The sequence below is a fragment of the Ruminococcus sp. CAG:330 genome (genome assembly GCF_000437175.1).
Classification (GTDB): domain Bacteria; phylum Bacillota; class Clostridia; order Oscillospirales; family Ruminococcaceae; genus Ruminococcus_C.
Genome location: NZ_FR898075.1, coordinates 29,896 through 53,320, shown reverse-complemented (window position 1 = coordinate 53,320; position 23,425 = coordinate 29,896). Strand labels below are relative to the sequence as shown.

At 52.5% G+C, this 23,425-nt stretch carries 24 protein-coding genes and 1 pseudogene (1 of these 25 cut by a window edge); 2 read left to right on the top strand and 23 right to left on the bottom strand.

Translation table 11 applies throughout. The features are described from left to right. A partial coding sequence (locus QZL66_RS08695) for a GTP-binding protein (protein WP_293602103.1) occupies positions 1 to 308 on the bottom strand: 308 nt, incomplete at its 3' end. 487 nt (positions 309 to 795) lie between these two features. On the opposite strand from QZL66_RS08695, the gene QZL66_RS08690 reads away from it, so the two are divergent. Beyond that, entirely contained in the window at positions 796 to 2,118 is a 1,323-nt protein-coding gene (locus QZL66_RS08690; protein ID WP_022411327.1) for a hemolysin family protein, read from the top strand. A 51-nt stretch (positions 2,119 to 2,169) separates the two neighbouring features. Here QZL66_RS08690 and QZL66_RS08685 read toward each other — a convergent pair whose 3' ends face one another. The 22 genes from QZL66_RS08685 to QZL66_RS08585 form a co-directional block, all read right to left on the bottom strand. Then, the gene (locus QZL66_RS08685) at positions 2,170 to 2,757 is read right to left on the bottom strand and encodes a histidine phosphatase family protein (RefSeq protein WP_022411326.1); all 588 of its coding nucleotides are present in this window, start codon (positions 2,755 to 2,757) and stop codon (positions 2,170 to 2,172) included. Further along, on the bottom strand, positions 2,757 to 3,278 hold the full coding sequence (locus QZL66_RS08680) for a cob(I)yrinic acid a,c-diamide adenosyltransferase (RefSeq protein ID WP_022411325.1): 522 nt from the start codon (positions 3,276 to 3,278) through the stop codon (positions 2,757 to 2,759). The genes QZL66_RS08685 and QZL66_RS08680 overlap by 1 nt, the downstream gene beginning before the upstream one ends. Positions 3,279 to 3,294: 16 nt before the next feature. Further along, entirely contained in the window at positions 3,295 to 3,939 is a 645-nt protein-coding gene (locus tag QZL66_RS08675) for a precorrin-8X methylmutase (protein WP_022411324.1), read from the bottom strand. Positions 3,940 to 3,953: 14 nt separating this feature from the next. Further along, positions 3,954 to 4,178 (bottom strand): nicotinate-nucleotide--dimethylbenzimidazole phosphoribosyltransferase, encoded by a 225-nt coding sequence (locus QZL66_RS11970; RefSeq protein WP_369677372.1) that lies wholly within the window; start codon positions 4,176 to 4,178, stop codon positions 3,954 to 3,956. Then, on the bottom strand, positions 4,081 to 5,028 hold the full coding sequence (locus QZL66_RS08670) for a nicotinate-nucleotide--dimethylbenzimidazole phosphoribosyltransferase (protein WP_022411323.1): 948 nt from the start codon (positions 5,026 to 5,028) through the stop codon (positions 4,081 to 4,083). Before QZL66_RS08670 ends, QZL66_RS11970 begins: the two co-directional genes overlap by 98 nt. Beyond that, positions 5,022 to 5,792 carry a precorrin-6A/cobalt-precorrin-6A reductase gene (locus QZL66_RS08665; protein WP_022411322.1) on the bottom strand — a complete coding sequence of 257 codons (771 nt, stop codon included), beginning with the start codon at positions 5,790 to 5,792 and terminating at the stop codon, positions 5,022 to 5,024. Before QZL66_RS08665 ends, QZL66_RS08670 begins: the two co-directional genes overlap by 7 nt. Next, positions 5,789 to 6,535 carry a precorrin-3B C(17)-methyltransferase gene (gene cobJ, locus QZL66_RS08660; RefSeq protein WP_022411321.1) on the bottom strand — a complete coding sequence of 249 codons (747 nt, stop codon included), beginning with the start codon at positions 6,533 to 6,535 and terminating at the stop codon, positions 5,789 to 5,791. Before cobJ ends, QZL66_RS08665 begins: the two co-directional genes overlap by 4 nt. Then, positions 6,528 to 7,547 (bottom strand): cobalt-precorrin 5A hydrolase, encoded by a 1,020-nt coding sequence (locus QZL66_RS08655; protein ID WP_022411320.1) that lies wholly within the window; start codon positions 7,545 to 7,547, stop codon positions 6,528 to 6,530. The genes cobJ and QZL66_RS08655 overlap by 8 nt, the downstream gene beginning before the upstream one ends. Next, positions 7,544 to 8,299 carry a precorrin-4 C(11)-methyltransferase gene (gene cobM / locus QZL66_RS08650; RefSeq protein WP_022411319.1) on the bottom strand — a complete coding sequence of 252 codons (756 nt, stop codon included), beginning with the start codon at positions 8,297 to 8,299 and terminating at the stop codon, positions 7,544 to 7,546. The genes QZL66_RS08655 and cobM overlap by 4 nt, the downstream gene beginning before the upstream one ends. Positions 8,300 to 8,301: 2 nt before the next feature. Then, complete coding sequence (gene cobI, locus QZL66_RS08645; protein ID WP_022411318.1) at positions 8,302 to 9,003, bottom strand: precorrin-2 C(20)-methyltransferase; 702 nt, start codon at positions 9,001 to 9,003, stop codon at positions 8,302 to 8,304. A gap of 3 nt (positions 9,004 to 9,006) precedes the next feature. After that, complete coding sequence (locus tag QZL66_RS08640; RefSeq protein ID WP_022411317.1) at positions 9,007 to 10,218, bottom strand: bifunctional cobalt-precorrin-7 (C(5))-methyltransferase/cobalt-precorrin-6B (C(15))-methyltransferase; 1,212 nt, start codon at positions 10,216 to 10,218, stop codon at positions 9,007 to 9,009. Beyond that, positions 10,205 to 11,296, bottom strand: coding sequence for a cobalt-precorrin-5B (C(1))-methyltransferase CbiD (gene cbiD, locus QZL66_RS08635; protein WP_022411316.1), 1,092 nt, complete (start codon positions 11,294 to 11,296; stop codon positions 10,205 to 10,207). The genes QZL66_RS08640 and cbiD overlap by 14 nt, the downstream gene beginning before the upstream one ends. Next, entirely contained in the window at positions 11,293 to 12,813 is a 1,521-nt protein-coding gene (locus QZL66_RS08630; RefSeq protein WP_022411315.1) for a cobyric acid synthase, read from the bottom strand. The genes cbiD and QZL66_RS08630 overlap by 4 nt, the downstream gene beginning before the upstream one ends. Then, positions 12,810 to 13,883, bottom strand: a complete 1,074-nt coding sequence (gene cobD, locus QZL66_RS08625) for a threonine-phosphate decarboxylase CobD (RefSeq protein ID WP_022411314.1) — start codon at positions 13,881 to 13,883, stop codon at positions 12,810 to 12,812. Before cobD ends, QZL66_RS08630 begins: the two co-directional genes overlap by 4 nt. A 4-nt stretch (positions 13,884 to 13,887) precedes the next feature. After that, positions 13,888 to 14,856 carry an adenosylcobinamide-phosphate synthase CbiB gene (gene cbiB, locus QZL66_RS08620; protein WP_022411313.1) on the bottom strand — a complete coding sequence of 323 codons (969 nt, stop codon included), beginning with the start codon at positions 14,854 to 14,856 and terminating at the stop codon, positions 13,888 to 13,890. Positions 14,857 to 14,858: 2 nt separating this feature from the next. After that, entirely contained in the window at positions 14,859 to 15,242 is a 384-nt protein-coding gene (locus QZL66_RS08615; RefSeq protein WP_022411312.1) for a bifunctional adenosylcobinamide kinase/adenosylcobinamide-phosphate guanylyltransferase, read from the bottom strand. Then, complete coding sequence (locus tag QZL66_RS08610; RefSeq protein ID WP_022411311.1) at positions 15,239 to 16,015, bottom strand: adenosylcobinamide-GDP ribazoletransferase; 777 nt, start codon at positions 16,013 to 16,015, stop codon at positions 15,239 to 15,241. Before QZL66_RS08610 ends, QZL66_RS08615 begins: the two co-directional genes overlap by 4 nt. Continuing rightward, positions 15,999 to 16,541, bottom strand: a complete 543-nt coding sequence (locus QZL66_RS08605; protein WP_022411310.1) for a bifunctional adenosylcobinamide kinase/adenosylcobinamide-phosphate guanylyltransferase — start codon at positions 16,539 to 16,541, stop codon at positions 15,999 to 16,001. The genes QZL66_RS08610 and QZL66_RS08605 overlap by 17 nt, the downstream gene beginning before the upstream one ends. After that, a complete protein-coding gene (locus QZL66_RS08600) occupies positions 16,538 to 17,914 on the bottom strand; it encodes a cobyrinate a,c-diamide synthase (RefSeq protein WP_293602078.1) in 1,377 nt (458 codons plus the stop codon). The genes QZL66_RS08605 and QZL66_RS08600 overlap by 4 nt, the downstream gene beginning before the upstream one ends. Before the next feature lie 64 nt (positions 17,915 to 17,978). Further along, positions 17,979 to 18,974 carry a glycosyltransferase gene (locus QZL66_RS08595; RefSeq protein ID WP_022411308.1) on the bottom strand — a complete coding sequence of 332 codons (996 nt, stop codon included), beginning with the start codon at positions 18,972 to 18,974 and terminating at the stop codon, positions 17,979 to 17,981. A gap of 172 nt (positions 18,975 to 19,146) precedes the next feature. Continuing rightward, a complete protein-coding gene (locus tag QZL66_RS08590) occupies positions 19,147 to 20,376 on the bottom strand; it encodes a homoserine dehydrogenase (RefSeq protein ID WP_022411307.1) in 1,230 nt (409 codons plus the stop codon). A 55-nt stretch (positions 20,377 to 20,431) separates the two neighbouring features. Then, complete coding sequence (locus QZL66_RS08585) at positions 20,432 to 20,875, bottom strand: ACT domain-containing protein (RefSeq protein WP_022411306.1); 444 nt, start codon at positions 20,873 to 20,875, stop codon at positions 20,432 to 20,434. Between the two features lie 649 nt (positions 20,876 to 21,524). Here QZL66_RS08585 and QZL66_RS08580 point away from each other — a divergent pair. Beyond that, positions 21,525 to 23,425, top strand: a pseudogene (locus tag QZL66_RS08580) (glutamine synthetase III); it runs 212 nt beyond the window's last position.

Here is a 23,425-nt window from a genome sequence, read left to right as displayed (position 1 = left end):
GATTTTCCGGAAACTGTAATCAGAACACAATCCGCAGCAGAAATGCCCTGCACCATACTGCCTGCAAAATCGAACATGCCGGGGGTATCCAGCAGATTGATCTTCTGTCCGTTTTGCAGGATGTGGCCTGTGGCGGTGTAAACGGAAGAGTGGCGTTTCATTTCCTCTGCGGTATAGTCGGAAACAGTGTTCCCTGCTGCAACGCTTCCCATGCGTTCGATTTGTCCTCCTTGATAGAGCAGCGCCTCCATCAGCGTGGTTTTTCCAGTTCCGGCATGACCGGCAAGTGCAATATTCTTTGTGATCATCTGTTTTCGCTCCTGTCTTTTTGAATTGTGATTCCTATCTGAATGTATGAGAAAAGCATATGAAATATGCCAGTTGACAGAAATCGTAAAGTTGACCAATATTTATTCAACCTCACAATGGAATTATAGCACATTTCACATCACAATGCAAGCCTTTTTTGAAAAAATGCAGAATTTTTTTCACGGGATTTCGATAGCTGGTCAATGCCCGACGTTTTTTCCAAAAGTGATGCTTGACAATGGGACGAAAATCCGCTATAATAATTGCAGCAAGCGAAAGCGTAGTATAAGGCTTTTGCAGAAGAGCAGGAGTGTGAGATTTGCATGGATGCCGCCGATGACAGCGACACGGATACTGCTGGGTATCATATACGATGGATCTTTTGGAATGATAGGCATAGTATGCGCCGGCTGCGGTGTTAGCTATGTCTTTTTGTGTTTACGATTCGAATTTTTCTGATTTGACGAGAAGGAGTTTCATTCCAAAATGGTTTGGTTAGTATTGTTACAGATTTTTTTGATTGCCCTGAATGCCATCTTTGCCGGAACAGAGATCGCCGTAATCTCCGTGAACGAGACGAAGCTGGAAAAAGAAGTGGAGCGCGGCAACAAGCGTGCCAAGTGGCTCCTCAAGATGACGCAGAATTCCTCAGGCTTTTTGGCGACGATTCAGGTTGCCATCACGCTCTCCGGATTTCTGGGCGCTGCATTTGCTTCGGATAGCTTTGCAGCGGTTCTCTCCGGCGCACTGAAGCGGATCGGCATTGGTCTGAGCGACTCTGTGCTGAACACGATTTCCGTGGTTCTGGTCACGCTGGTGATCTCTTATTTTTCCATTGTGTTTGGCGAGATGGTGCCGAAACGAATCGCCATGAAAAATGCGGAACGTTTTTCGCTGACCATGGCTGGTCCGATTACCGTCATCGCCAAGCTCTTTGCTCCGCTTGTCTGGCTGCTCACAAAATCCACCAACGGTATCCTGCGGCTCTGCGGCATTGATCCGGAGAGCGATGAAGAAATCGTGACGGAAGAGGATCTGCTTCTGATGGCGGATGCCGGACGGAAAAAGGGTACCATTGACGATTCGGAAAACGACATGATTCGAAATGTGTTCGCTTTTGACGATTTGACAGTCGGCGAAATCTGCACGCACCGGAAAGAGGTTTCCATTCTCTGGATGGATGAGACTGTTGCAGAGTGGGAGCAGACCATTCATGAATCCAGACACTCAGTCTATCCGGTGTGCGGAGATTCTGTGGATCAGATTATCGGCGTACTCAACGCCAAGGACTTTTTCCGGCTGAATTGCCGGGACAAAAAAGCGGTCATGGAACACGCAGTGCACACGCCCTATTTTGTCCACGAGAATCTCAAGGCAGACCAGCTGTTCAGCAAGATGAAACGCCATGCAGATCACTTTGCAGTAGTTCTGGACGAATATGGCGGAATGTGCGGAATCATTACGGTAACGGATTTGGTGGAACAGCTGGTAGGTGATTTTGACGATGACGAGATGCTGCGTCAGGAACCGGAGATTGAACGGCTGGACTCCCGCTGCTGGAAAGTGCGTGGTTCCTGTTCGCTGCACGATGTTTCCCGTGCGCTGGAATATGCGTTTCCGGAGGAGGAGTACGAAACTTTCAGCGGTTTTCTGATCGGCAGCTTGGGCGAGATTCCGAAAGACGGCACAAAGCTGAAAATGCAGGTCGGTCCGTTTCAGGTGCGGATTCTGGATGTCTGTCAGCACCGCATTGAAAAGGCAATCGTTCATCTGATGGAACCGGAAAAGAATCCGGCTGCGGAAACATAACAGCATCTCACAAAATATACAGCACAAACAAAAGCGGATGACTCTCCAAAGTCATCCGCTTTTTTCATCGCACAGTTTCAGCTGAAGTGGCGATAAGCTGACAATTTCACAACAAATTGGCTCGCAAAAAGGAATGTGCCAGTCAAAATATGGGATATGCTGCTGTTCCATCTGGGAGAGAATCGCCATGCAGGTTCCGCCGTGTGCTACAATTGCAGCAGTTTGAAAGGCGTTTTGCAGCACGATTCGCTGCACGGCAGCACAGCAGCGTGCGGTAAAGGAGGCTTGCGACTCCCCCTCCGGAAACGGCAGCGTTCCGCCACTGTCAATCCATGCCTGATACGCCGGAACGCCGGACAATTCCCGATAGTTCTTCCCCTCGAATGCGCCGAAATCACATTCGGCAAGGTCTTCGACAAGCTGGGGCTGCATCTTGGAAAAGAGAATTTCTGCCGTTTCTGTGCAGCGCTTCATAGGGCTGCAAAAGAGAATTTCCGGTTGATATGCTTGAAAAAGCGCAGCATTTTTTTGCGCCAGCGCAACTCCTTCCGGACAAAGCGGTTCGTCGGTTCGTCTGCCGAGGTAGCGCTTTTCGAGATTCCCCGCCGTGATGCTGTGGCGAATCAAAATCAATTGCATTAGAATTCGATCCCCTTTCGTGCAGAAATCCCCCGTTCGTAGGGATGCTTTCGGCTACAGATTTCGGATACGTAGTCCGCAAGTTCCAAAAGCTGCGCATCCGGATTGCGGCCGGTCAGCACGACTTCCAAATCCTGCGGTTTTGTTTGCAGAAACTGAAGCACCGTTTTCAGCGGCAAAAATCCACAGGAGATACAGGACATGATCTCGTCCAGAATCAGCATGCCGTATTTTTTCTGCTGCACCAGCTGCACGATTTCTGCGAACTGCTGCTGGTATCCGACCGCTGCATCTGCCTTTTCTTGGGCTGTCATGCGAAATGAGAACTTGGAAATGGTATAGCCGGACAGCACCGTAATTTGCGGAATCTGGCTGAGAATAGGTCGCTCGCTGGAGGTCTCCGGTTTCATAAACTGGTAGAACAGGACGGAACCGCCTGCACCGGCATATCGGATGGCAAGTCCCACCGCAGCGGTGGTCTTTCCCTTTCCGTCTCCGCAGTAAATGTGAATGAGTCCCATGGCAATGCTCCCCTCTCTATGCACGGTACAGCTGGTACAGCAGCGCATTGCAAATGGCAGCGGCGATGTTGCTGCCGCCCTTGTTTCCTCTTGCAACGATGCACGGCACACCGCTTTGCAGAATCAGTTCTTTCGCCTCCACCACATTGACAAATCCCACCGGAACGCCGATAATCAGTTTTGGTGCAAGCTGGTGCTCCCGAATCAATTGCTCCAGCTGAATCAGTGCGGTAGGCGCATTTCCAATGGCGAAGATCAGATTGTCGGACGAAAGACGTGCTGCCTTTTCCATGGACACCATGGCCCGTGTGATGCCACGTCTTTTTGCCTCCGCTGCAACATCCGGATCGGACATAAAGCAATGGGCTTCTCCCCCTAGGGCGTGCAGTGATTTTTTGTTGATGCCGGACAGCGCCATGTTGGTATCAGTGATGATATCCGCACCGTTTCGCAGAGCATCCAGCGCCTTTTCCACAGCGTTCTCTGAGAAGGTTAGATTTTGGATGTAATCGAAGTCTGCGGAGGTGTGAATGACTCGCTGGAGAATGGGCATTTGATTTGCCGGACAGGAGACATTTCGCCGGCGAAGCTCTGCCTCGATGATGGCAAAACTCTGCGTCTCAATTTCAGTGGGCTTGATAAATTCCATAGAATACGGCATCACGCCATCTCCTTTCAAGAAAGTTCCTCGTAGTTGGCAAGCTGAATCTCGGAAAATCCGGCAGCTTCCTGATAGGCAGCAAGGGCGAAGTCGAACAGCTTCATACCGATCACTGCGCCAGTTCCTTCGCCCAGACACATGTTACAGTCCAGATAGGCGTGCATGCCAATGGCATCCAGTGCCAGTTTTCCCGCCGGCTCGGCGGAGCAGTGGGAGGCATAGAGGTAATCTCGACACAGCGGTGCCAGACCAACGGCGCAGTTTGCTGCCAACGGCGCAGTTTGCTGCCACTGCCGAGATAAAGCCATCTATGACAATGGGAACACGGTAGATGGCACCGCCTAGAAATGCGCCGGCAATACCGCAGATGTCCAGTCCGCCGACCTTGGACAATACATCAAGAATGTCGTGTCTGTCCGGTTTACGGGATGCGATAGCGTTTTGAATGACTTCTGTTTTGTGTGCCAGACCGGAACTGGAAAGCCCTGCGCCACGGCCGGTGAGCTGTTCCGGCGGTGTCTGGGTCAGGACGGAAAGCACAGCGCTGGAGGTCGTTGTGTTGCCGATTCCCATTTCGCCGGTTGCAATGAGATTGTATCCGGCCTCTTTCTTTTCCTTCACCAGCTGGATTCCGGTGCAAATTGCCTGTACTGCTTCTTCTCGTGTCATTGCCGGCTCTTTGGCAAAATTGCGGGTACCGTATGCCACTTTTCGGACATCCAGACCGGAACAGTACAGATCTCTAGCAATGCCGATATCCACTGGATAGACATCCGCACCGCAGACACGGGACAGCGCATTGACAGAGGTGATTCCCCTGGTGAAATTTTCTGTGACAATGGCGGTAACATCGTTGTTGGATTGTGTGACGTTTTCCGCAATGATGCCGTTGTCAGCGCAGAAAATCAGCACTGCTTTTTTCCGTGGCACAAGTGCTGCGCTTCCGGTGATTCCGGCAAGCTGGATCACCATGTCCTCCAGCCGGCCCAAGCTGTGCAGCGGTTTTGCAATGCGGTTCCACTGCGCTTGCGCCTGTTGCATGGCAGTTTGATCCAGCGGTTTGATGTTTTGCAGGTAGGTTTCTAACATGAAAAGCCCCTTTCCGTTCGAAGCTGTTCCAGCTGGTGCAGAATTTGCGTTGCCGAAACACTTTCCCCGTGTTCCGGAGAACGAATCAGCAGAACTGGAATCTGGAATTGTTCTGCCGCCTGTATTTTTTCCGGCAGCCCGCCACGTGTTCCGCTGTCCTTTGAAATCAGCATTTGAATCCGATGGGTTTCAATGAGCTGTGCCGTGTCCTGTACAGAAAATGGCGGCATTCCATAGAGAATGTGTGCCTGCGGAACGGCAGCTGCAACTTTGTGGGATTCCGGTGTATCCAGAACACGCACCCACGCACGTTTTTCAAAGTCGGACACATTTGCGGCGTAAAATGAAAGAGTGTTTGCGCCGGTAGTAAACAACAGATTCCCAGCAGTTTCAGAGAGTATTGTAGCGGCCTTTTCTTTGGAATCCGCCGTCCGGATGTTGGGATAGGTGTAGTGTACTGCCGGACGTCCCAGCCGAAAATATGGGAGAGCGATGGACTGACACACGCTGCGGACAATTCGTGTTACCTCTGTGGCAAAGGGATGAGAGGCATCCACCACTGCATCAAACGGCTGGAGCGCCTGTAAAAATGCAACTCCATCTTTCCGCCCGACCTGAACGGTACAGCGGCTGTGCTGCAAGATCGTCTCGCCGTACTCTGTGGCGACAAATGCTGTGATGCGGTACGAAGACGGCATGGCGTTGATGAGGTCGGTCGCCTCGCTGGTGCCGGCGATGACGGCAACGGAAAATTCTGTTGTCATGCCTGCTCTCCTCCGGCAATGCGGTAGCCACGTGGGGTAATCATTTTCCCGTTTTTGGTGTAGGTCTGAGAGTTTCCGATGATGACAATACAGAACATGTCCACCGGCTCCTGATGCAGCGCGCCAAGAGTGGTGATCCATGCCTTTTGTTCTGCACGTCCGGCATGGCGGACAATACCCACCGGAGTATCCGGCGAACGGTGTTCGAGAATCAGTTCCGCTGCCCTTGCCAGATAATCCGCTCTGGATTTGGAGCGGGGGTTATACAGACAGATGACAAAATCCCCCTCCGCTGCCAGAGCAACACGGCGGTAGATCAGCTCCAGCGGTGTCATACAGTCGCTGAGGCTGATGGTCGCAAAGTCGTGCATCAAGGGCGCTCCGAGAACAGCAGCAGCCGCATTGGAGGCGGTGATTCCGGGGACAACGATCACTTCCAGATCATCGTATGCCTCTGCCAGTTCCAGCAGAACGCCAGCCATTCCGTAGATACCGCTGTCACCGCTGGAAATAACAGCAACGGTTTTTCCGCTTCTCGCCTCTTGGATGGCGAGCTTGCAGCGATCAATTTCTTTCCGCATGGGAGTGCTGAAAAATTCCTTTTCCGGAAAAAGAGGCTGCATCAGGCGGACGTAGGTGGTATATCCCACCACAAGGTCTGCGTCCAAAATGGCTGATTCCGCTTCCGCTGTCATATGCGCACGATCTCCCGTTCCAAATCCAACGGCATAGAGTTTATACATCTTCCTCATCCTCCTTTAACACCAGCGCCGGAAGCGATTTTTTGCATGCTGCAAAAGTCACTCCCGGATACCGCACTTTTCCGGTCAATGCATCGCCGCAGTCTGATGCCAGATAGCTGCAGGCTTCTGCCACTGCCGGAAGCCCTGTGATCTGCTGCACAAATGCAGATTCCTCGAATATATGCCCGCAGTTGCGAATGGCATCGTCCGGAACAATTTCCAGCTGGAATCCATACTTTTCGCAGAGCGCTAAGATTGCCGGCTCTCGTTTTTTTCGCTGGATCGTTGCCATTGTAGTGACCGAAAGACGGCTTAGATGATGGGTTTGCAAAAATTCCTGAAAGCAAATCTCCAAGTGCTCCGGAATGGTATCACGTTTACATCCGATGCCGATCGCCAGATTTTTGGGGCGCAGGAACAGCGTGTGGACATCCTCCTCCGGCGGATAGGTATTGGAGGAGATCACAACCCGATAGGGTGCGGTGGGCGTTTCCGTGACATTGATCAGGGCACAGAAATATGGCGTTTGAAGCGGAAGCTCCGAGTAGAGATCGATGGTCTTTCCGTCCAGCAGCGCACCGCTGATGTACTTCAGCTCCTCCAGGTTCTCAATGCAGAGATTGTTCTGTTTTGCCACTTCGTCGAAAGAGAGCACGCCCTGCACATCCGTTGCTGTGGTAATGACCGGCTGCGCCTGAATGGCAGCGGCAATGCGCTTGGTCAGGTAGTTTGCACCGCCCAGATGGCCGGAGAGCAGACTGATGACAAATGTGCCATTTTGGTCTAGGACGATGACCGCAGGATCTTTATCTTTGGAGCGAATCAGCGGTGCAATGGTACGGACGACAATCCCCATTGCCATGACAAATACCAGCGCATCACAGTCTTGAAAATCACGCTGTACCGTCTTCGGAAACTCGGCTTTTGGCTCGATAATACCGCCCATCGCCTTTTGCAGCCGGCATGTCAGCTCATGTCCTTTTTGTGTCATCCAGAAATAAGCGATTTTCATTGATCGGCTCCTTTCCGGTATTCATGCGTGAACTGTTTGTCGTAAAGTTTGGAATAGGCGTATTGGCTTCCGAGGAATTTGCCGACTGTGACCAGTGCGGTTTTCCGGATGCCTGCTTCCCGCACTTTCTCCGCAATATCCGCAAGTGTTCCCATCACAATTTTCTGTTCCGGCCAGCTTGCCTTATAGATAACGGCGACAGGTGTTTCCGGCGGATAGGCGGTGCAGAGCCGTTCGGTCAGCTCCTGAATCCGATTGACTGAGAGAAACAGAACCATGGTTGCCTGATGCCGGGCAAGAGATTCAATGCGTTCGGCTTCCGGAACTGGTGTGCGTCCTTCCATTCGGGTCAGGATGACAGTCTGGGAGACCTCCGGCAGGGTATACTCCATCTGCATGGCTGCTGCTGCTGCCAGAAAAGAGCTGACTCCAGGCACAACTTCGTGAGAAATCCCCAGTGCGTCCAGCGCATCCAGCTGTTCCCGAATGGCACCGTAAATGGATGGGTCGCCTGTATGAATGCGCACGGTGGTTTTTCCGGCAGCTTCCGCCTGCTGCATTACGTCGAGCACTTCCTCCAGTGTCATGCCAGCGCTGTCGTACACCTGTGCCTCTGGTTTCCTGTCCTGAAACACCGCCGGATTCACCAGCGAGCCTGCGTAAATAATCACGTCTGCGTGGTCAATCAGCCGTTTTCCCTTGATGGTCAAAAGTTCCGGATCGCCTGCCCCTGCACCAATAAAATATACCATACTTACTTTCTCCTTTGCTGAATCAAAAGCGTTGTGAAATACGAATCTGCCTCAAAATGCGGCGAACCGATGTATTCATGTTCCATGCCGACATTGCAAAACATCTGTGTTGTTTCCAGCAGGTTTCGCTGTTCCAGCAGCGGCAGCAGCCACGGGAGTGTCCGCCGTGCTTTCATTAAAACTACATTGTCCGCTTTGGCGAGTGCCTGCGTCACGCTTTCCGGTGTCACTGTGCCGGAGAGGATGAGCAGAGATTCCTGATTCTCGCATAGACTGCACTGCGCTTTCGCAGCTGCTGCGCAGAAAGACGGCACACCGGCAATCACTTCCGTGGGATAGCCCTGCTCCGCCAGAACGTGTCGTGCATAGGCAGCGGTGCTATAGATAGAAACATCCCCCAATGTGATCATTGCCACGTTTTTTCCGGCATCCAGCAAATCACAGACCGGCTGCAAAATGCCGGACTGCAAGTGATGGCGATAATCGATGGCATATCGCATGGGAAACACCAGATGGATTACTGGAATTTTCCGGATGTCCGCAGCCTGTGCTGCAATGTCATAGGCGACCGAGGAAGCACCCGCTGCTTTTACAGGGGCGACAATGGCATCGGCGTGCTCCAGCGTCTGCCTGGCACGGAGCGTCATGTCCAGCGGATCTCCTGCACCGATTCCCACGGCAAAAAATGTACCGGCTGTTGGCATGGGCTAGTCCTCCTTTGTATCACAGGAAAATATGGTGACGGGGTAATTGCTTTGAAGCACGTGGTACTCTCCCACTGCCTTGGGGTGCTGTACAGTGATTTGCAGCATCTCCAGATGGGGAAATGATTGGAGCAGCGCATACGCCTGTGCCTGTGTTTCCAGCGTCACAGCGGTCATCACCAGGCGAATCTTTTTGGGCAGTTCCCGAATCTTTTGCAGCAGCTGCGGTAACTCACCCTTGCTTCCGCCGATGAAAATGCAGTCCGGTATGGGCAGCTGTTCCAGTTGTGCTTCCGCTTTTCCTGCAATGATTTTCATGGCATCCGCCTGGAAATACGCCTTATTTTGCGCCAGAATTTGCAGCGCCTTTTCCTGATATTCCACGGCAAAGACCGTTCCAAAAGGACACATGCGAGCGCATTCCACGGAAATGCTTCCGGTTCCGGCGCCGATGTCCCAGACGACCGCATCGGGAAACAGCTGGAGCTTTTGCAGGACAATGGCACGGATTTCCCCCTTGGTCATAGGGGATTCGTTGCGGAAAAATGCACGATCCGGCAGCAGTGCCGGTGTGACAATAGCGTGTGCCGATGGATTTCGAACGGCTGCCACGCACAGCGCAGGATTCTCCTGTGCGAGAAATTCCGCAGGGCTTCCCTGCCAAAGCTGCTGGGCATTGCTGCCCAGATTTGCGCCCACAAACAGCATAGTCTGTCCTAACTGGTATTGCAGCAGCGCTGCAGCGATCTCTCTTGGTCCGCTGTCCGGTGCACAGAGAAAAAATGTCACAGGATGCTGTGCGACAGTATAGGCAATGTGTCCGGCGGTGCATGTTCTGCCGTGGAGGCTGCAAATGGCAGCTTCCTCCATGGTCAGTCCAAATGCGCACCCCAGCATTTGAAGAGAACTGATGCCGGGAATGATGCGTGGGCGCCATTCCGGATGTTTCGTGATAACAGTACGGCAAAAGCTATACAACAGCGGGTCACCGGACAGCAGGACAGCAACCGTTCCATGCTGCAACAGAACTGGGATCTGTTCCAGCCACTGAGAGATACGGTCGGCTTTGACCAGTTTTTCTGCTGGAACCATCGCAAAAAACCGCTTGGAGGAAAAGACAAAATCCGCCGATTCCAGAGCTTCTTTGGCTGCTGGAAGAAGATACTGCGGTTCCCCGCTTCCTCCGCCGATCAAAATCAATTCATGTTGTTCCATGGCGCCTCCATACCTGTAAAATTTCCGGAATTGCTCCGGCTTCTGCGAGAACGTGGTCGAACTCATCCAGCAGAATCAGCCCCGTTGTGATTTGCCGATGGGTGCGCCAGATGCAATTTTCCAGCGCAGCTGCTGCAATGGACGACCAGACGCAATCGCTCAATTGAAACTGTTCCAAAAGCTGCTGCGCCAGCTTGGTGGTTGGGCAATCGTACAGCTCCTGTACCTGCGCTCTGGATGCGCCGGCAAGTGCCGCATGGGTGCAGAGAATCTCACGCTGTCCGCCGGCAGTGTGGCTGTGCAGATACATGATGTTGGCAGCTGGTTTGATGAGTTTTCCGATGCGTCCAGCCAAAAGCAGATGTGTGAACTGCATCTCCTCTGCGCAATCCAGCAGATATCCCAGATAGTTACTGCACAAGACGATGCCGCCGCAGTTGGGATAGGTCTGTTTGAGATATGTTTCTCCGGAATAGCCAGTCACCAGCGCACAGGCTGCGCCGTATTCTGCACGACACATGGAGAGTTCCAAGCGGAGGGATTCCCGCACTGCCTCTTCGCTCATGGGGCGGACAATTCCCGTTGTGCCGAGAATGGAGAGTCCGCCCACAACACCGAGGCGTTCGTTGAAAGTCTTGCAGGCAAGAGCTTCTCCATTTGGAATGGAAATCGTAACCGCAGCGCCACGTGTTCCTGTGACCGAGCGAATCGCTTTTTCGATCATCTGACGTGGAACGGGATTGATCGCCGGTTCTCCCTTGGGGACTTTCAAGCCGTTTCGGGTGACTGTACCAATGCCCTCTCCTGCCAGAAACTGAATGGGACCGTCTGTGTCGTGCAGCTGCACTTCGGCAGTTACAAGACAGCCGTTGGTCTGGTCGGGGTCATCTCCGCTGTCTTTTTGCACACCGCAGAGATACGGGCGGATTTCCTGAATGGGAAGATGCAGCGTGATTCCAGCGGGTGTGTCCAATGCGACTTGTTCCGGACAAACATCTGTGGTCTGCCACAGGACAGATGCCAGAGAAGCCGCAGCAGCACAAGAGCCTGTGGTATATCCCGTTCGCAGGCGCTTCATGATGCACTCTCCCACTGGTTCAGGATATCGTAGATTTTCGGAATATCGAGGTGCTCCCGCAGCAATTCCGCCAAACGATTGTACTGCGTTTCTTTATAGGCAGCTCGGTCAACTGGCTGTGCTGTAATTTCAGCATTTCCGTTTTTTTGCAGCAGCATTTGCAGAATGGGCTGCAAGAATTCCGGCGCATCGAAAACACCATGCAGATACGTGCCGAACACCTGTCCGTCTTTGGTACACAGGCCGTCTGTTTCGCCGTTATCCAGTCGGAGCAGCGGGACATCCACGCCTTGGGAAGTACTCTGTCCCATGTGGATTTCATAGCCGGCGGCGGCTGCGCCGGAGAGCGCACGGAGAGATTCCGGCAGCTGGCAGACCTGTCCCTGAATCTGCCGGCGCTGTTTTTGTGTGGAGAATACAGTATCCATGGCGAGCAGACCGATGCCGCGCATAGAACCGCCGCCCTCTGCCTGATGCGGATCGGAGATGGTTTTGCCGAGCATTTGGAATCCGCCACAGATGCCCGTGATAAGGCAGCCCTTTTCGTGCAGCTTCAGCAGTTTTGCCTCCATGCCATTCTGCCGCATCCAGCGGAGATCTGCCATGGTGCTTTTTGTGCCGGGAAGAATCACCCAATCCGGCGTGCCAAGCTCTGCCGGATGTGTGACATAGCGGAGAGAAACGGCTTCCGCGGAATCGAATATATCGAAGTCCGTGAAGTTCGAGATGTGCGGCAGACGAATGACGGCGATGTCCAGAGCAGCACCCTGCTTTTTTCCGTGCTGTGTCAGACGCTCTGCCAAGCTGTCCTCCTCGTCCAGATCGATGGGCGCATAGGGCAGAACACCGAGGACCGGGATTCCGGTCAAGTTCTCCAGCATGCGCAGACCGCTCTCCAGAATGGACACATCTCCACGGAATTTGTTGATGACAATGCCTTGGATTCGCCGGCGCTCCTCCGGTTCCAGCAGGGCAACTGTGCCATACAGAGAGGCAAATACGCCGCCACGGTCGATATCGCCCACCAGAATTACCGGAGAGTCGGAGAGGTTTGCCATGCCCATGTTGACAATATCCACGGATTTCAGATTGATTTCCGCCGGACTGCCGGCGCCCTCCAGCACAATGATGTCATTTTCTGCTGCCAGAGAATCATAGGCACGGACGATCTGGGGGATCATCTCCTGTTTTCTCCGATAGTATTCCGTGGCACGCATGGTGTCCAGCACCTCGCCGTTGACAATGACTTGTGAACCGCACTCGCTGGTCGGCTTCAGCAGAATCGGGTTCATTCGAACATCGGGTGCGATGCCGGCAGCTTCCGCCTGCATCACCTGTGCACGTCCCATTTCATAGCCATCCTTGGTGATGTAGGAATTGAGTGCCATGTTCTGGGATTTGAACGGTGCCGTTCGGAAGCCGTCCTGATGAAAAATTCGGCATAGTCCGGCGGTGACGAAACTCTTTCCGGAAGAGGACATGGTTCCCATCACCATGATCGATTTTGCACGCTTCATGCTGTTCCTCCTCTCACGCACGCTGCAATTGCATCCAGCAGCTTCTGGTTTTCCGCATGTGTCCGCACGGCGACACGGTAGTGTTCCGCAGTCAATCCTTCGTAGTTGTCGCAGTGCCGAATCAAAATGTGTTTAGTGAGCAGACGCTCGTCCAAGTCCGGAATTCCAGCTGCACGGAAAAAGACATAGTTGGCGTGCGGTTCCCAGACGGAGAAGCCGAATTCTCGGAGTGCGTCATATAAAAAGCGCCGTTCTTGCATCAGAAATGCAAGGAATGTTTCCCGATAGTTCGATTCCCGCAGCAGTGCACAACCGGCAGCGGATGCCAGCACATTGACCGGCCACGGCTGCCCCGTGTGCTGGATTTGTGTTATTTTTGTGGTGTCTGCACAGATGCCGTAGCCGATGCGCAGTCCGGGAATGGCGTAAAGTTTTGTGAGGGAACGCACAACGATGACATCGGGATACTGTGCCAGTTCTTTGAGAACGGAGTAGTTTTCTGCGTCCGGCGCAGTCATCTCCCAAAAGCATTCGTCCAGAAGAACACAGATGTGTTCCTTTGCGGCAAAGCGCAGGAGTGCAGAGCGCAGCTCCGGCGCAATGACGGAACCCGTTGGGTTATTGGGGTTGCAGAGCACAAGACAGTCGAATTTTTTGCACTGTAAAACGGAGAGCAGCTCGTCTGTCACTTGCAGTGACGGCGGCATGTTCCAAAAGGTAACAGCACTGCCAGTCTCCCGAAATGCGTCGGCATATTCGGAGAACGTGGGAACGGGAATCAATACGTTTTTGGCATGCAGCGCGCGTGCCGTGCGGTAGATGATGTCGGCACCGCCGTTTCCGCAGACCACCTGCTCCGGCGAAATGCGGTGATATTCTGCCAGTGCTTGGCGAAGCTCCCGGCAGTCAGGGTCGGGATAGTGTATGATTTGCACCGCTGCGTCTGCAATGGCTTTCCGCATGGACTCCGGTGCACCAAAGGGGTTGAGATTGGCGGAAAAGTCCAGCAATTCCTGCGAGTGCAGGAAACTTGTCGCAGTGTAGATATCACCGCCGTGGGCTTTGGTCATGGTTTCACCTCATTCCAAAAACAATCAGGAATCGAACTGCACCGAATCCCAGTGCGCTCAGGATGGACGTTCCAATCATCAGCCGGTTGGCAGTGAGAATGTCCTCCGGTCTGGCGGGACGGCGGGCATCGCCGATGGTTGGTTTTTCCACAGGCTTGCCAAAATACAGGTGCGTACCGCCCAGCCGGATGCCCAGTGCACCGGCTGCGACCGATTCTGTCTGTGCGGAATTCGGGGACAGGTGCTTGCTGCGGTCTCTGCGGAAAATCCGCCATGCATTTCGTGCATCCAATCGCAGGAGCCACGCTGCGCAGATCATCAGAACCGCACAAATGCGGGATGGCAGCCAGTTGAGCACATCGTCCAGCTTGGCGGAAACTGTACCGAAATACCGATATGTTTCGTTGCGGTATCCCACCATGGAATCCAGCGTATTAACAGCCTTATAGAGAAATCCCAGCGGAACACCGCCGATCAGCAGATAGAACAGCGGTGCAGTTACGCCGTCCGAGGTGTTCTCGGCGACCGTTTCCACGCATGCTTTTGTGACCTCTTCTTCGCTGAGCGACTGGGTATCTCTCCCGACCAGCCATGAGAGCTGTGTTCTGGCACCGGACAGGTCGGAGGCTGCAAGCTTGCGGTAGACCTTTCGGCTTTCTGTTGCCAGACAGCGTGAGGCGGGAATCTGATATGCCCAGAAAGTATGCAGCACAAACCAGAGCCAGAAGGAGATGCGGTAAGCCAGAAGCAGAACGCCCAGAGAAATTAGAAAGCTTGCCAGCGGAATGCAGATTGCCAGCAGGATTCCGGCGGTGCGCTCGCCCTTGGGCGTCTTGGGAAAATGCCGGCGGAGAAATTTTTCCATGCGGGAGATGCCCTTTCCAATCCAGACCACCGGATGGGGCAGCCACCTCGGATCGCCGAAGCAGAGATCCAGCAGGAATCCCAGAAAAACGCTGCACAAAATCCACATGGTCAGTGCGCTCCTTTCAGTGTCATTCCCAGTCCGCAGCAGACACGCTCCACCGTTTCGGCATATTCTGCAAGCCGGCAATTGACACGTCCTACGGCTTCCCGCCATGTACGGTCTTCCGGTGCAATGGGAACGAGTCCGCAGCCAACCTCTTGTGTAATGACAATAGCATCTTCCCACAGGGGCAGCAGTTTTTCCACTTCTGCAAGGGGTGATTTTTCTTGTGCCAGCCAGTGCGTCACCAATTCCTCTGCATGGTAGATGAGCTTCTGCCTCTGCCATGGGATTCCGCCAGCAGCATCCCATATCTCGTCTTTTGTCAGGCTATAGTTTTTCATGGCATATCGAAGCCGGCCCTGCGCATATCCGCCGAGAATCAAGATCACAGCAACACACCTCCCAACAATGCAGTTATCAGCAGCCAGACGGTTTCGCAGATGACCAGAAAGAATCCTGCCAGATCTCCAGTCATTCCGCCAAACTGTTTCTTTTGCATACGATAATACCCCCAGAAGAGCACACCGGAAAGCCCCAGCAAAATCAGGGCGATCCAGCGATAGAACACCAGCAGGCAAACTGCTGCCGCAGACAATTCCAGCATCAGTCCAAGGCTTACATGTTTTCCGGCATTTTCGCCAAACGTCTTGGCGAGAGAGCTGGTTGGAGCACAGGAAAATCTTGTCACAGAAAAACCGCTCAGGCAGCGGGAAATCCAGAATCCGCCAGCCAGCAATCCGCAGATCGAGAGGCTGTTTGCCGTGTAGAGTGTATCATAGGCAGCTGTTTGCAGCAGAAAAACCAGAATCACGCTGAAAACGGCGAACGGGCCGCAGTTCGGATCTTTTAAAATGCGCAGCTTTTCCTCCTGCGGCCGGCGGGAGTACAGAGCATCTGCGGTATCACAGAAACCATCCAAGTGAATACCGCCGGTGAGAAAGACCATGCCGGTGACTGCCAGAACGGCAAACAGGAGCGCCTTGCAGTGCAGCAGCTGGCAGATCATCCAGAGCAGCGCTGTTCCGGCGGCGCAGAGGATGCCAACCACTGGAAAAAAGAGCATGGCGTGGCGCAGATTCTCCTTTGTCCAGTTCAGGCACTTTACCGGAATGGCGCTGTACATCGAGAGCGCAATGAGAAAAGATTCAAGCCATGATTTCATGAAATAATTGCTCTCCTTTCCAGATCACAGGGATTCCGCTGTATGCCTCTACGACGATCTCCGCTGTTTCGGCAATGGCGCAGTTGATTGCGCCGATGTTTTTTACGTATTGCTGCATGGCTGCATCTTCCGGTTTCCGATCAGTGAACACTTCGTTGGTCACGATGACCAAATGCTCCAGTTTTTCCTGAAGCATATGAATTCCACAGAGGATTTCCGAAACCGGTTCGACAGTCTGTTCGCCGAATTGTTCGTTGGCAGTGAGATTTCCGATGCATTCCAGCAATGCACATCCTCCTGCGGGCAGCAGTGACGCAGCTTCCCGCAAGTGATCCGGTACTTCCAATGTGCGGAATCCGTTTCCGGCACGCTGGGCACGATGCTTTGCGGCACGTTTCCGGCACTCCTCATCCCAGAGCTTCATGGTGGCGATATAGTACCGCGGAAATACTGCGCACCGGCAGATCAGCTGTTCTGCCAAGGCGGATTTCCCGCTTCCGGAACCGCCGATCACTAGAGCTGTCATAGACGCTTCTTCTCCTCTCGAAATTGTCGGCACTTTCCGGCGAAATTCGCCGGAACTTTTGGGTTGGAGGGAAAATACAGGTGCGGAAATCCGCCGAGGATATTCCCGTGGCTTTGATACGCCTGCCACGTCCTCCCGTTTGGGCGTGTGACCAGAAATGCATTGCCATTTTCTGTGCTGTCGGCGTAGTGAAATTCGTGGGCACGGATTTTTGTTCCGGATGGGCCGAGAAGGGTATCCTGCTGTGCGGTGAGTGTGACATAGCCAAACCGGCACAGGCACTTTCCCATGTGTGCGGTGCCGTCCAGCAGCTGTGCCATGGGAAAGGCTTGCCCGTCTGCATCGCACAATTCCTGCTGAAGGTACAGAAATCCGCCGCACTCGGCAAAAATGGGAATTCCGCTGGCAGCATGGCACCGGAGGTCATGCAAAAATGACTGGTTGTGACTCAGTTCTTTCAGATGCAGTTCCGGATATCCCCCGCCAAGATAGATGCCGTCTAAGTCATCGGGTAGTTTCGTGTCGTGTATGGGCGAGAATGGCACCAGTTCCGCACCAAATGATTGCAGAAGATCCAGATTCTCCGCATAGTAAAAGCAGAACGCCCGATCCTGCGCAATGCCCAAGCGAAACGATGGCGTTGGCTTTGACTTTGCTGCGGGATAGGAGAATGACGGCGCTTCGGCTGCCAGTGCAAGAATACCGTCCAGATCAATGGTCTGCGCTGCAGTTTCTCCCAGCAGCCGAATTTTCTCATCTAGCTGTGTTACCTCGTCTGCCAGCAGAAGTCCCAGATGCCGGCTTTCCAGATGCACTTCCGGCAATTCCGGCAGATATCCGTAGACTGGAATGCCGGTTTCCCGTTCCAAAATCTCCCGATAATAGGCGTACATTCCGCTTCGGACACGGTTCAGCAGAATCCCACGAATTGGATTGGGCTGTTCCAGTTCCAGAAAGCCCTTACAGACTGCCGCAACTGACCGTCCCATTCCCTGGGGGTGCAAGAGGAGCAGCGTGGGTGCTTGCAGTACCATGGCGGTGGTGTATGTGCTGGCATCGGAGGTTTGCCCAATGCCGTCGTAAAGCCCCATAGCTCCCTCAATCCAGAGAAGATCAGCGTTTTCGGAAACATTTGCTGCAAGCTCCCGCATTTGCTCGGCAGTGGAAAAGAAAGGATCGGCATGGTAAGCGGCTCTGCCGGTGATGCGGGTGTGGAACATGGGGTCGATGTAGTCCGGCCCGCTTTTCATGCTCTGTATGTGCAGCCCATGCTGACAGAGTGCTGCAAGAATGGCGGCGGACACAGTGGTTTTTCCGCATCCGCTGCCAGTGGCACTGAAGAGAATGCGTGGAGTGCGGCAAATCTTTTGCACGCCGGTTTCCTCCTCTCTCGAAAAAACGGCACCCTGATTCAGGATACCGTTGAAAGCATCGTTTTTAGTTTTCCTGTGATTTTTTCTGCCACTGCTCCATACAAGATAGAATGGCATTTCTTAGCGCCTCTGGATCTCCCATTTCCACAAATGTGATACCCTCCTGACTCGCAGAATAGCGCTCGTGGTTGGCGGGACTATCTCCCAGAATCATGGGCTTCTCCATTGCCTCGTAGATGTAAGCTTTTCCCGGAATGGTGCGGTTTGCCTTGCCATTTTCCCGATTGAAGTGTCCGGCAAGACAGAGATCTGCACAGCTGATTGCCTCTGCAAGCTCCGGCTGGGACAGCCAGTTGATGTAGGTGATGTTGTCACCTTCTGCCTTTTTCACCTTTTGCGCAATTGGCCCGATGAAATCAAAGTGGATTCGTGGGTCATTGGCGAGCAGCTGCATCGCCTGCATGATGACGTCCACCCCCTGCACCGGCAGGACACTGCCAAAATACAGGACAACGAATTTGTCTTGCAGTTCTGCCGGCTTTTTTTGCGGACGCGGGTAAAAAATAGTGCGGTCTGCGCAGAGATACCACGTTTCGATCTGTGTTCTGTTAATGTCGAATTCCTTGGCAAAGTAATCGCCGTGGGCGTTGGTGTCGCTGATGATGCGGTCTGCTTTTCGGAGCGTGCTGCGGTCAATCCAGTGGCAGAACTTTGCCAGCATGCTGCCATCCTTCCACTTTTTCCGATCCTGTATCATGGTGTCATAAACAGAGATGAAAAAGTCGATGACCACTGTTTTCTTTCGGAACCGCCATCCAAACAGAGGCAGAATCAGCTGCGGTGCAAATCCCACAAAAATGGTATCGTATTGCTTCAGGGACATTGTACTGAGTTTACCATAGACATGAAGCAGCCGGCGCGCATAGCTCTTTTCCGAACTGCCGAGGACATCGACGCTCGCAGCGGATTCCCGCAGCTTTGCGATTTCCTGGGTATTTCGCAGGTAATCCAGATTTTTGGTGGTAATGAAAAGCACGTGTTTTCCAGCGTAGAGATGCATGCGTAAAGCTGCCCCTTTCTAAGCGCTCCGGCGCAACGTATTTTAAGACAACATTATTATACCACAAAATTCGTTCAAATGCAACTGGTTTTTATCATTCCGATGAAAATAAGACTGTCCCTCGAAGCAGATAGCTTCAAGGGACAGTGATTACTTTTTCGAAAAGGTATGATTAGTCTTCCAGAACAGGAATCTGTGCCAAAACGGAAACGCCCTCTTTTTTCAGTGCGTCTGCAAAGACGGAAGCGGTCTTCTGGCTGCAGGAGGCAATGATGCAGCCGTTTTCAGCGGTCTGCTCCAGCTTCGCGCCGACAGCGTCAGCGACCTTTGCAAAGACACCCGGCGCACAGGAGGTCGTCCGGTAGCAGCGAGGTGCGGTAAAGGCATCCATGGATGCAACAAAGTTATTGTTGTCGGAGGAAGCCCAGGTCTGGGACAGAACTGTATCAGTCTGCTTGATCTCGTCGATGATATCGCCCAGTACAGCACTTGCGGTAGGCAGCTTGCCAGCGCCGCGGCCGTAGAACATGGTCTTGTCGATGCCGTCGCCCCATACCATTACAGCATTGAATACGCCGTTGACGTGGGACAGCAGGCTGGACTCAAACGGAACCAGCATCGGCATGACGGTAGGCAGAATCTTTCCGTCTTCCAGACGCTTCACTGCACCGATCAGTTTAACGGCACAGCCAAAGGACTGGGCGAGCTGAACATCCTCCAGAGAGATGTCACGGATGCCCTTGGTGTAAACGCATTCCGGATAGACGTGCTTTTCAAATACCAGCGAGGAGAGAATGCAGATCTTCCGGCAGGCATCCTCGCCGTCTACATCGGCAGAGGGATCACGTTCTGCATAGCCCAGCTTCTGTGCCAGTGCCAGTGCATCTGCGAACTTCATCTTGTCACAGAACATCTTTTCCAGAATGAAGTTGGTGGTGCCGTTCAGAATGCCGGCTACCTCGGAAATATCGTTGGCTGCTAGACAGGTGTGCAGCGGACGAATGATCGGAATTGCACCGCCTACGCTTGCTTCAAAGAAGAAGTTGACGTGGTGCTCTTTGGCTACCTGAAGCAGGATGTCACCCTTTTCAGCAACCAGCTGCTTGTTGGAAGTGGCAACGCTCTTTCCGGCTTCCAGACAGCTGCGGACAAACTGGTAGGCAGGGTTCACACCGCCCATGCACTCGGCAACATAGCCGACCTCCGGATCGTCCAGAATGGTCTGGATGTCGTGTACCACACGGTTTCCGTAAGGGTCATCCGGAAATTCCCGCAGGTCGAGAATATAGGCAATGTCCAATTCAGTCTTGGTGTTCTTCTCAATTTTGGCACGGTTCCGGTAAAACAATTCAACGACACCGGAACCAACGACGCCGTATCCTAAAACTGCAATCTTTTTCATATCTCTTATATTCCTCCAAATTTTTATATGATATACTTTATAAGAACATTTCAAATCACTCGCCGGAGAGCAAGCGCACTTCTACAACACCGCTCAAGCTGGAAATGGCATGGGTGATCTCAATGGGATTCGAGGTTTCGCCGTTCATCTTCAGGGAAAGGGAAACCAGTGCAACACCGTCCACCGGAATGTTTTGTGTCACAGTCAGAATATTGGCATTCATCCCATATAATGTGGTGAGGACGTTGGAGAGGACACCCGCCTGATCCCGCAGCGTAATGGAAAAGTTGACGATCTGCTGCGTCATCTTGTCATGATAGGAAAATACACATTCCCGATATTTATAGAAAGCGCTCCGGGAAATGCCCATGCGCTTACATGCGGCGGAATAGCTTCGCTCGGTTTTGTCTGCGACCAGCTTCTTGACTTCCAACACTTTGCTGAAAATCTCCGGCAGAACAGCGGTATCTACCACAATGTATCGTGTCCGTTTGTTCATGATTGTCTTTGACCATGCATCCGCATAGCCGAATCCTCCTCTTTCTCGTGATCTCTCAGAGCCTGTTTTGCCCGCACCGAAATCAATGACAGCGTGACCTTTTCCGGAACGGCTGTGATCCGGAAAAGGTGTCTTGTCCCCGCAATGAAATATGTCACGGCTTCAACCCGTCCGTGCAGAAAAAACAACTGTATTCATTGCAGCTATTCTAATATACCATGAAATCCGCCATTTGTCAAGGGATTCATTTGATTTTTTGAAATTCTCTGTTTAAAAAAATGTTTTCGCCGGACTTTCCGGCCGAATTTTGGATGAGGGAATTGTTTTTTATGAAAAAGGCACTTTTTTTCTTTTTTTTGATAGGAAATCCGTTTTTTCAATTTTCAAATCAAGACAATTTCGAAAAAAGCGAAAAACAACTTGACAAAATGCAAAAATTCCTGTATGATGATATTGTCAATTCGAAAGGACAGCACAGCAGAAGCATTCATTTTGAAAGATGAACGCCTTACTTGTCCCGTCCGGACGGCTTGCATGATATGTGAAACAAAGGCGTTTCCATGATCGAACCTGTACAAGGCAATTTTTCTATGGCTTTGTATGCGTGTATCATCATGAAAATGCTTTTTATTTTTAGGAGGTTATTATCATGTCGAAAAATGTTGCAGAATACTTTGCGTGTGACGTCTTCAACGACGAAGTCATGAAGGCAAGACTCCCGAAGCCGGTTTACAAGGCAATGACAAAAACCCGTAAGATGGGCACTCCGCTGGATCCCACCTATGCAGATGTAGTTGCCAACGCCATCAAGGATTGGGCAATTGAACACGGCGCAACACACTATACGCACTGGTTCCAGCCAATGACCGGTTCCACTGCTGAAAAACATGACTCTTTCATTAGTCCGACGGACAATGGCATGGTAATTATGAACTTTTCCGGCAAGGAGCTGGTAAAGGGCGAACCGGATGCCTCCTCTTTCCCGTCCGGCGGTCTGCGTGAGACTTGCTCAGCAAGAGGCTACACCGCATGGGATCCGACTTCTTACTGTTTCGTCAAGGAAGGCTCGCTGTATATCCCGACTGTATTTGTTTCCTACACCGGCGAAGCGCTGGATAAAAAGACTCCGCTGCTCCGCTCTATGGATGCGCTGAGCCAGCAGGCGGTTCGTATCCTGCGCCTGTTCGGCAACACCACTGCAACCAAGGTGACTTCTACCGTTGGTCCGGAACAGGAGTACTTCCTCATCGATAAGAAGATGTATGACAAACGTGAAGACCTGATTATGACCGGCCGTACCCTGTTCGGCGCAATGCCGCCGAAGGGTCAGGAACTGGATGACCAGTATTTCGCAAACCTAAAGCCTCGCGTTGCTGCATATATGGCAGATCTGGATGAGGCACTGTGGAGAGTCGGCGTATTCGCAACGACCAAGCACAATGAAGTTGCACCGGCACAGCACGAAATGGCTCCGGTATTCTCTACTACCAATATCTCCACTGACCAGAATGAACTGGCAATGGAAGTAATGGAAAAGGTTGCTCTGAAGCACGGTTTGGTTTGCCTGCTGCACGAAAAGCCGTTTGACGGTGTCAATGGTTCCGGTAAGCACAACAACTGGTCCATGGCAACCAACGATGGGCAGAACCTGCTGGATCCCGGAAGCACACCCATGGAGAACATGCAGTTCCTGACATTCCTGTGTGCAATCATCAAGGGCATTGATGAGTATGCAGACCTGCTCCGCATCAGCGCATCTTCTGCCGGCAACGATCACCGTCTGGGCGCAAATGAGGCACCGCCTGCAATCATCTCCATCTTTATGGGCGAAGAGCTGCAGGGTGTTCTGGATGCACTGGAAGCAGGCACTTCCTACAAGAGCGAATCCAAGGTATTTGAGATCGGCGTAGACTCTCTGCCGGACTTTCCGAAGGATTCCACCGACCGGAACCGTACTTCCCCGTTTGCTTTCACCGGCAACCGTTTCGAGTTCCGTATGGTGGGTTCTTCCGACAACATCGGCTGCCCGAACTCCCTGCTGAATGCGATCGTAGCCGGCGAGCTGTCTGAGATCGCTGACCAGATGGAAGGCGTTTCGGCTGAGAAGTTTGATGATGAGCTGAAGACTCTGCTGGTAAAGATCATCAAGGAGCACAAGCGTGTTATCTTCAACGGCAACGGCTATTCGCAGGAGTGGGTCGAAGAGGCTGCAAGACGTGGTCTGCCGAACTTTAAGTCTACCGTAGACTGCGTACCGCACTATGCTGATCCGAAGAATGTTGCATTGCTGGAAAAATTTGGTGTGCTGTCCGAAAAGGAAATCAACGCTCGTATGGAAGTGCTGCTGGAAAACTATGCAAAGACCATCAACATCGAAGCACTAACCATGATCGACATGGCAAAGAAGAAGTATATTCCGACCTGCATCGCATACACCAAGGAACTGTGCGATTCCGTTGCAGTAAAGAAATCTCTGGACATCTGCCCGTGCGTTGAAAAGGAACTGGCAGAAAAGGTCAGCGCCCTGACCAAGGCTGCTTACGAGGCAAC

Bases quoted from the DNA above. Each gene is read 5' to 3' on its own strand.
- QZL66_RS08690 (WP_022411327.1), top strand. From the start codon at position 796: ATGGTTTGGTTAGTATTGTTACAGATTTTTTTGATTGCCCTGAATGCC.
- QZL66_RS08685 (WP_022411326.1), bottom strand. From the start codon at position 2,757: ATGCAATTGATTTTGATTCGCCACAGCATCACGGCGGGGAATCTCGAA.
- QZL66_RS08680 (WP_022411325.1), bottom strand. From the start codon at position 3,278: ATGGGACTCATTCACATTTACTGCGGAGACGGAAAGGGAAAGACCACC.
- QZL66_RS08675 (WP_022411324.1), bottom strand. From the start codon at position 3,939: ATGCCGTATTCTATGGAATTTATCAAGCCCACTGAAATTGAGACGCAG.
- QZL66_RS08670 (WP_022411323.1), bottom strand. From the start codon at position 5,028: ATGTTAGAAACCTACCTGCAAAACATCAAACCGCTGGATCAAACTGCC.
- QZL66_RS08665 (WP_022411322.1), bottom strand. From the start codon at position 5,792: ATGACAACAGAATTTTCCGTTGCCGTCATCGCCGGCACCAGCGAGGCG.
- cobJ (WP_022411321.1), bottom strand. From the start codon at position 6,535: ATGTATAAACTCTATGCCGTTGGATTTGGAACGGGAGATCGTGCGCAT.
- QZL66_RS08655 (WP_022411320.1), bottom strand. From the start codon at position 7,547: ATGAAAATCGCTTATTTCTGGATGACACAAAAAGGACATGAGCTGACA.
- cobM (WP_022411319.1), bottom strand. From the start codon at position 8,299: ATGGTATATTTTATTGGTGCAGGGGCAGGCGATCCGGAACTTTTGACC.
- cobI (WP_022411318.1), bottom strand. From the start codon at position 9,003: ATGCCAACAGCCGGTACATTTTTTGCCGTGGGAATCGGTGCAGGAGAT.
- QZL66_RS08640 (WP_022411317.1), bottom strand. From the start codon at position 10,218: ATGGAACAACATGAATTGATTTTGATCGGCGGAGGAAGCGGGGAACCG.
- cbiD (WP_022411316.1), bottom strand. From the start codon at position 11,296: ATGAAGCGCCTGCGAACGGGATATACCACAGGCTCTTGTGCTGCTGCG.
- QZL66_RS08630 (WP_022411315.1), bottom strand. From the start codon at position 12,813: ATGAAGCGTGCAAAATCGATCATGGTGATGGGAACCATGTCCTCTTCC.
- cobD (WP_022411314.1), bottom strand. From the start codon at position 13,883: ATGACCAAAGCCCACGGCGGTGATATCTACACTGCGACAAGTTTCCTG.
- cbiB (WP_022411313.1), bottom strand. From the start codon at position 14,856: ATGTGGATTTTGTGCAGCGTTTTTCTGGGATTCCTGCTGGATCTCTGC.
- QZL66_RS08610 (WP_022411311.1), bottom strand. From the start codon at position 16,015: ATGAAATCATGGCTTGAATCTTTTCTCATTGCGCTCTCGATGTACAGC.
- QZL66_RS08605 (WP_022411310.1), bottom strand. From the start codon at position 16,541: ATGACAGCTCTAGTGATCGGCGGTTCCGGAAGCGGGAAATCCGCCTTG.
- QZL66_RS08595 (WP_022411308.1), bottom strand. From the start codon at position 18,974: ATGCATCTCTACGCTGGAAAACACGTGCTTTTCATTACCACCAAAAAT.
- QZL66_RS08590 (WP_022411307.1), bottom strand. From the start codon at position 20,376: ATGAAAAAGATTGCAGTTTTAGGATACGGCGTCGTTGGTTCCGGTGTC.
- QZL66_RS08585 (WP_022411306.1), bottom strand. From the start codon at position 20,875: ATGAACAAACGGACACGATACATTGTGGTAGATACCGCTGTTCTGCCG.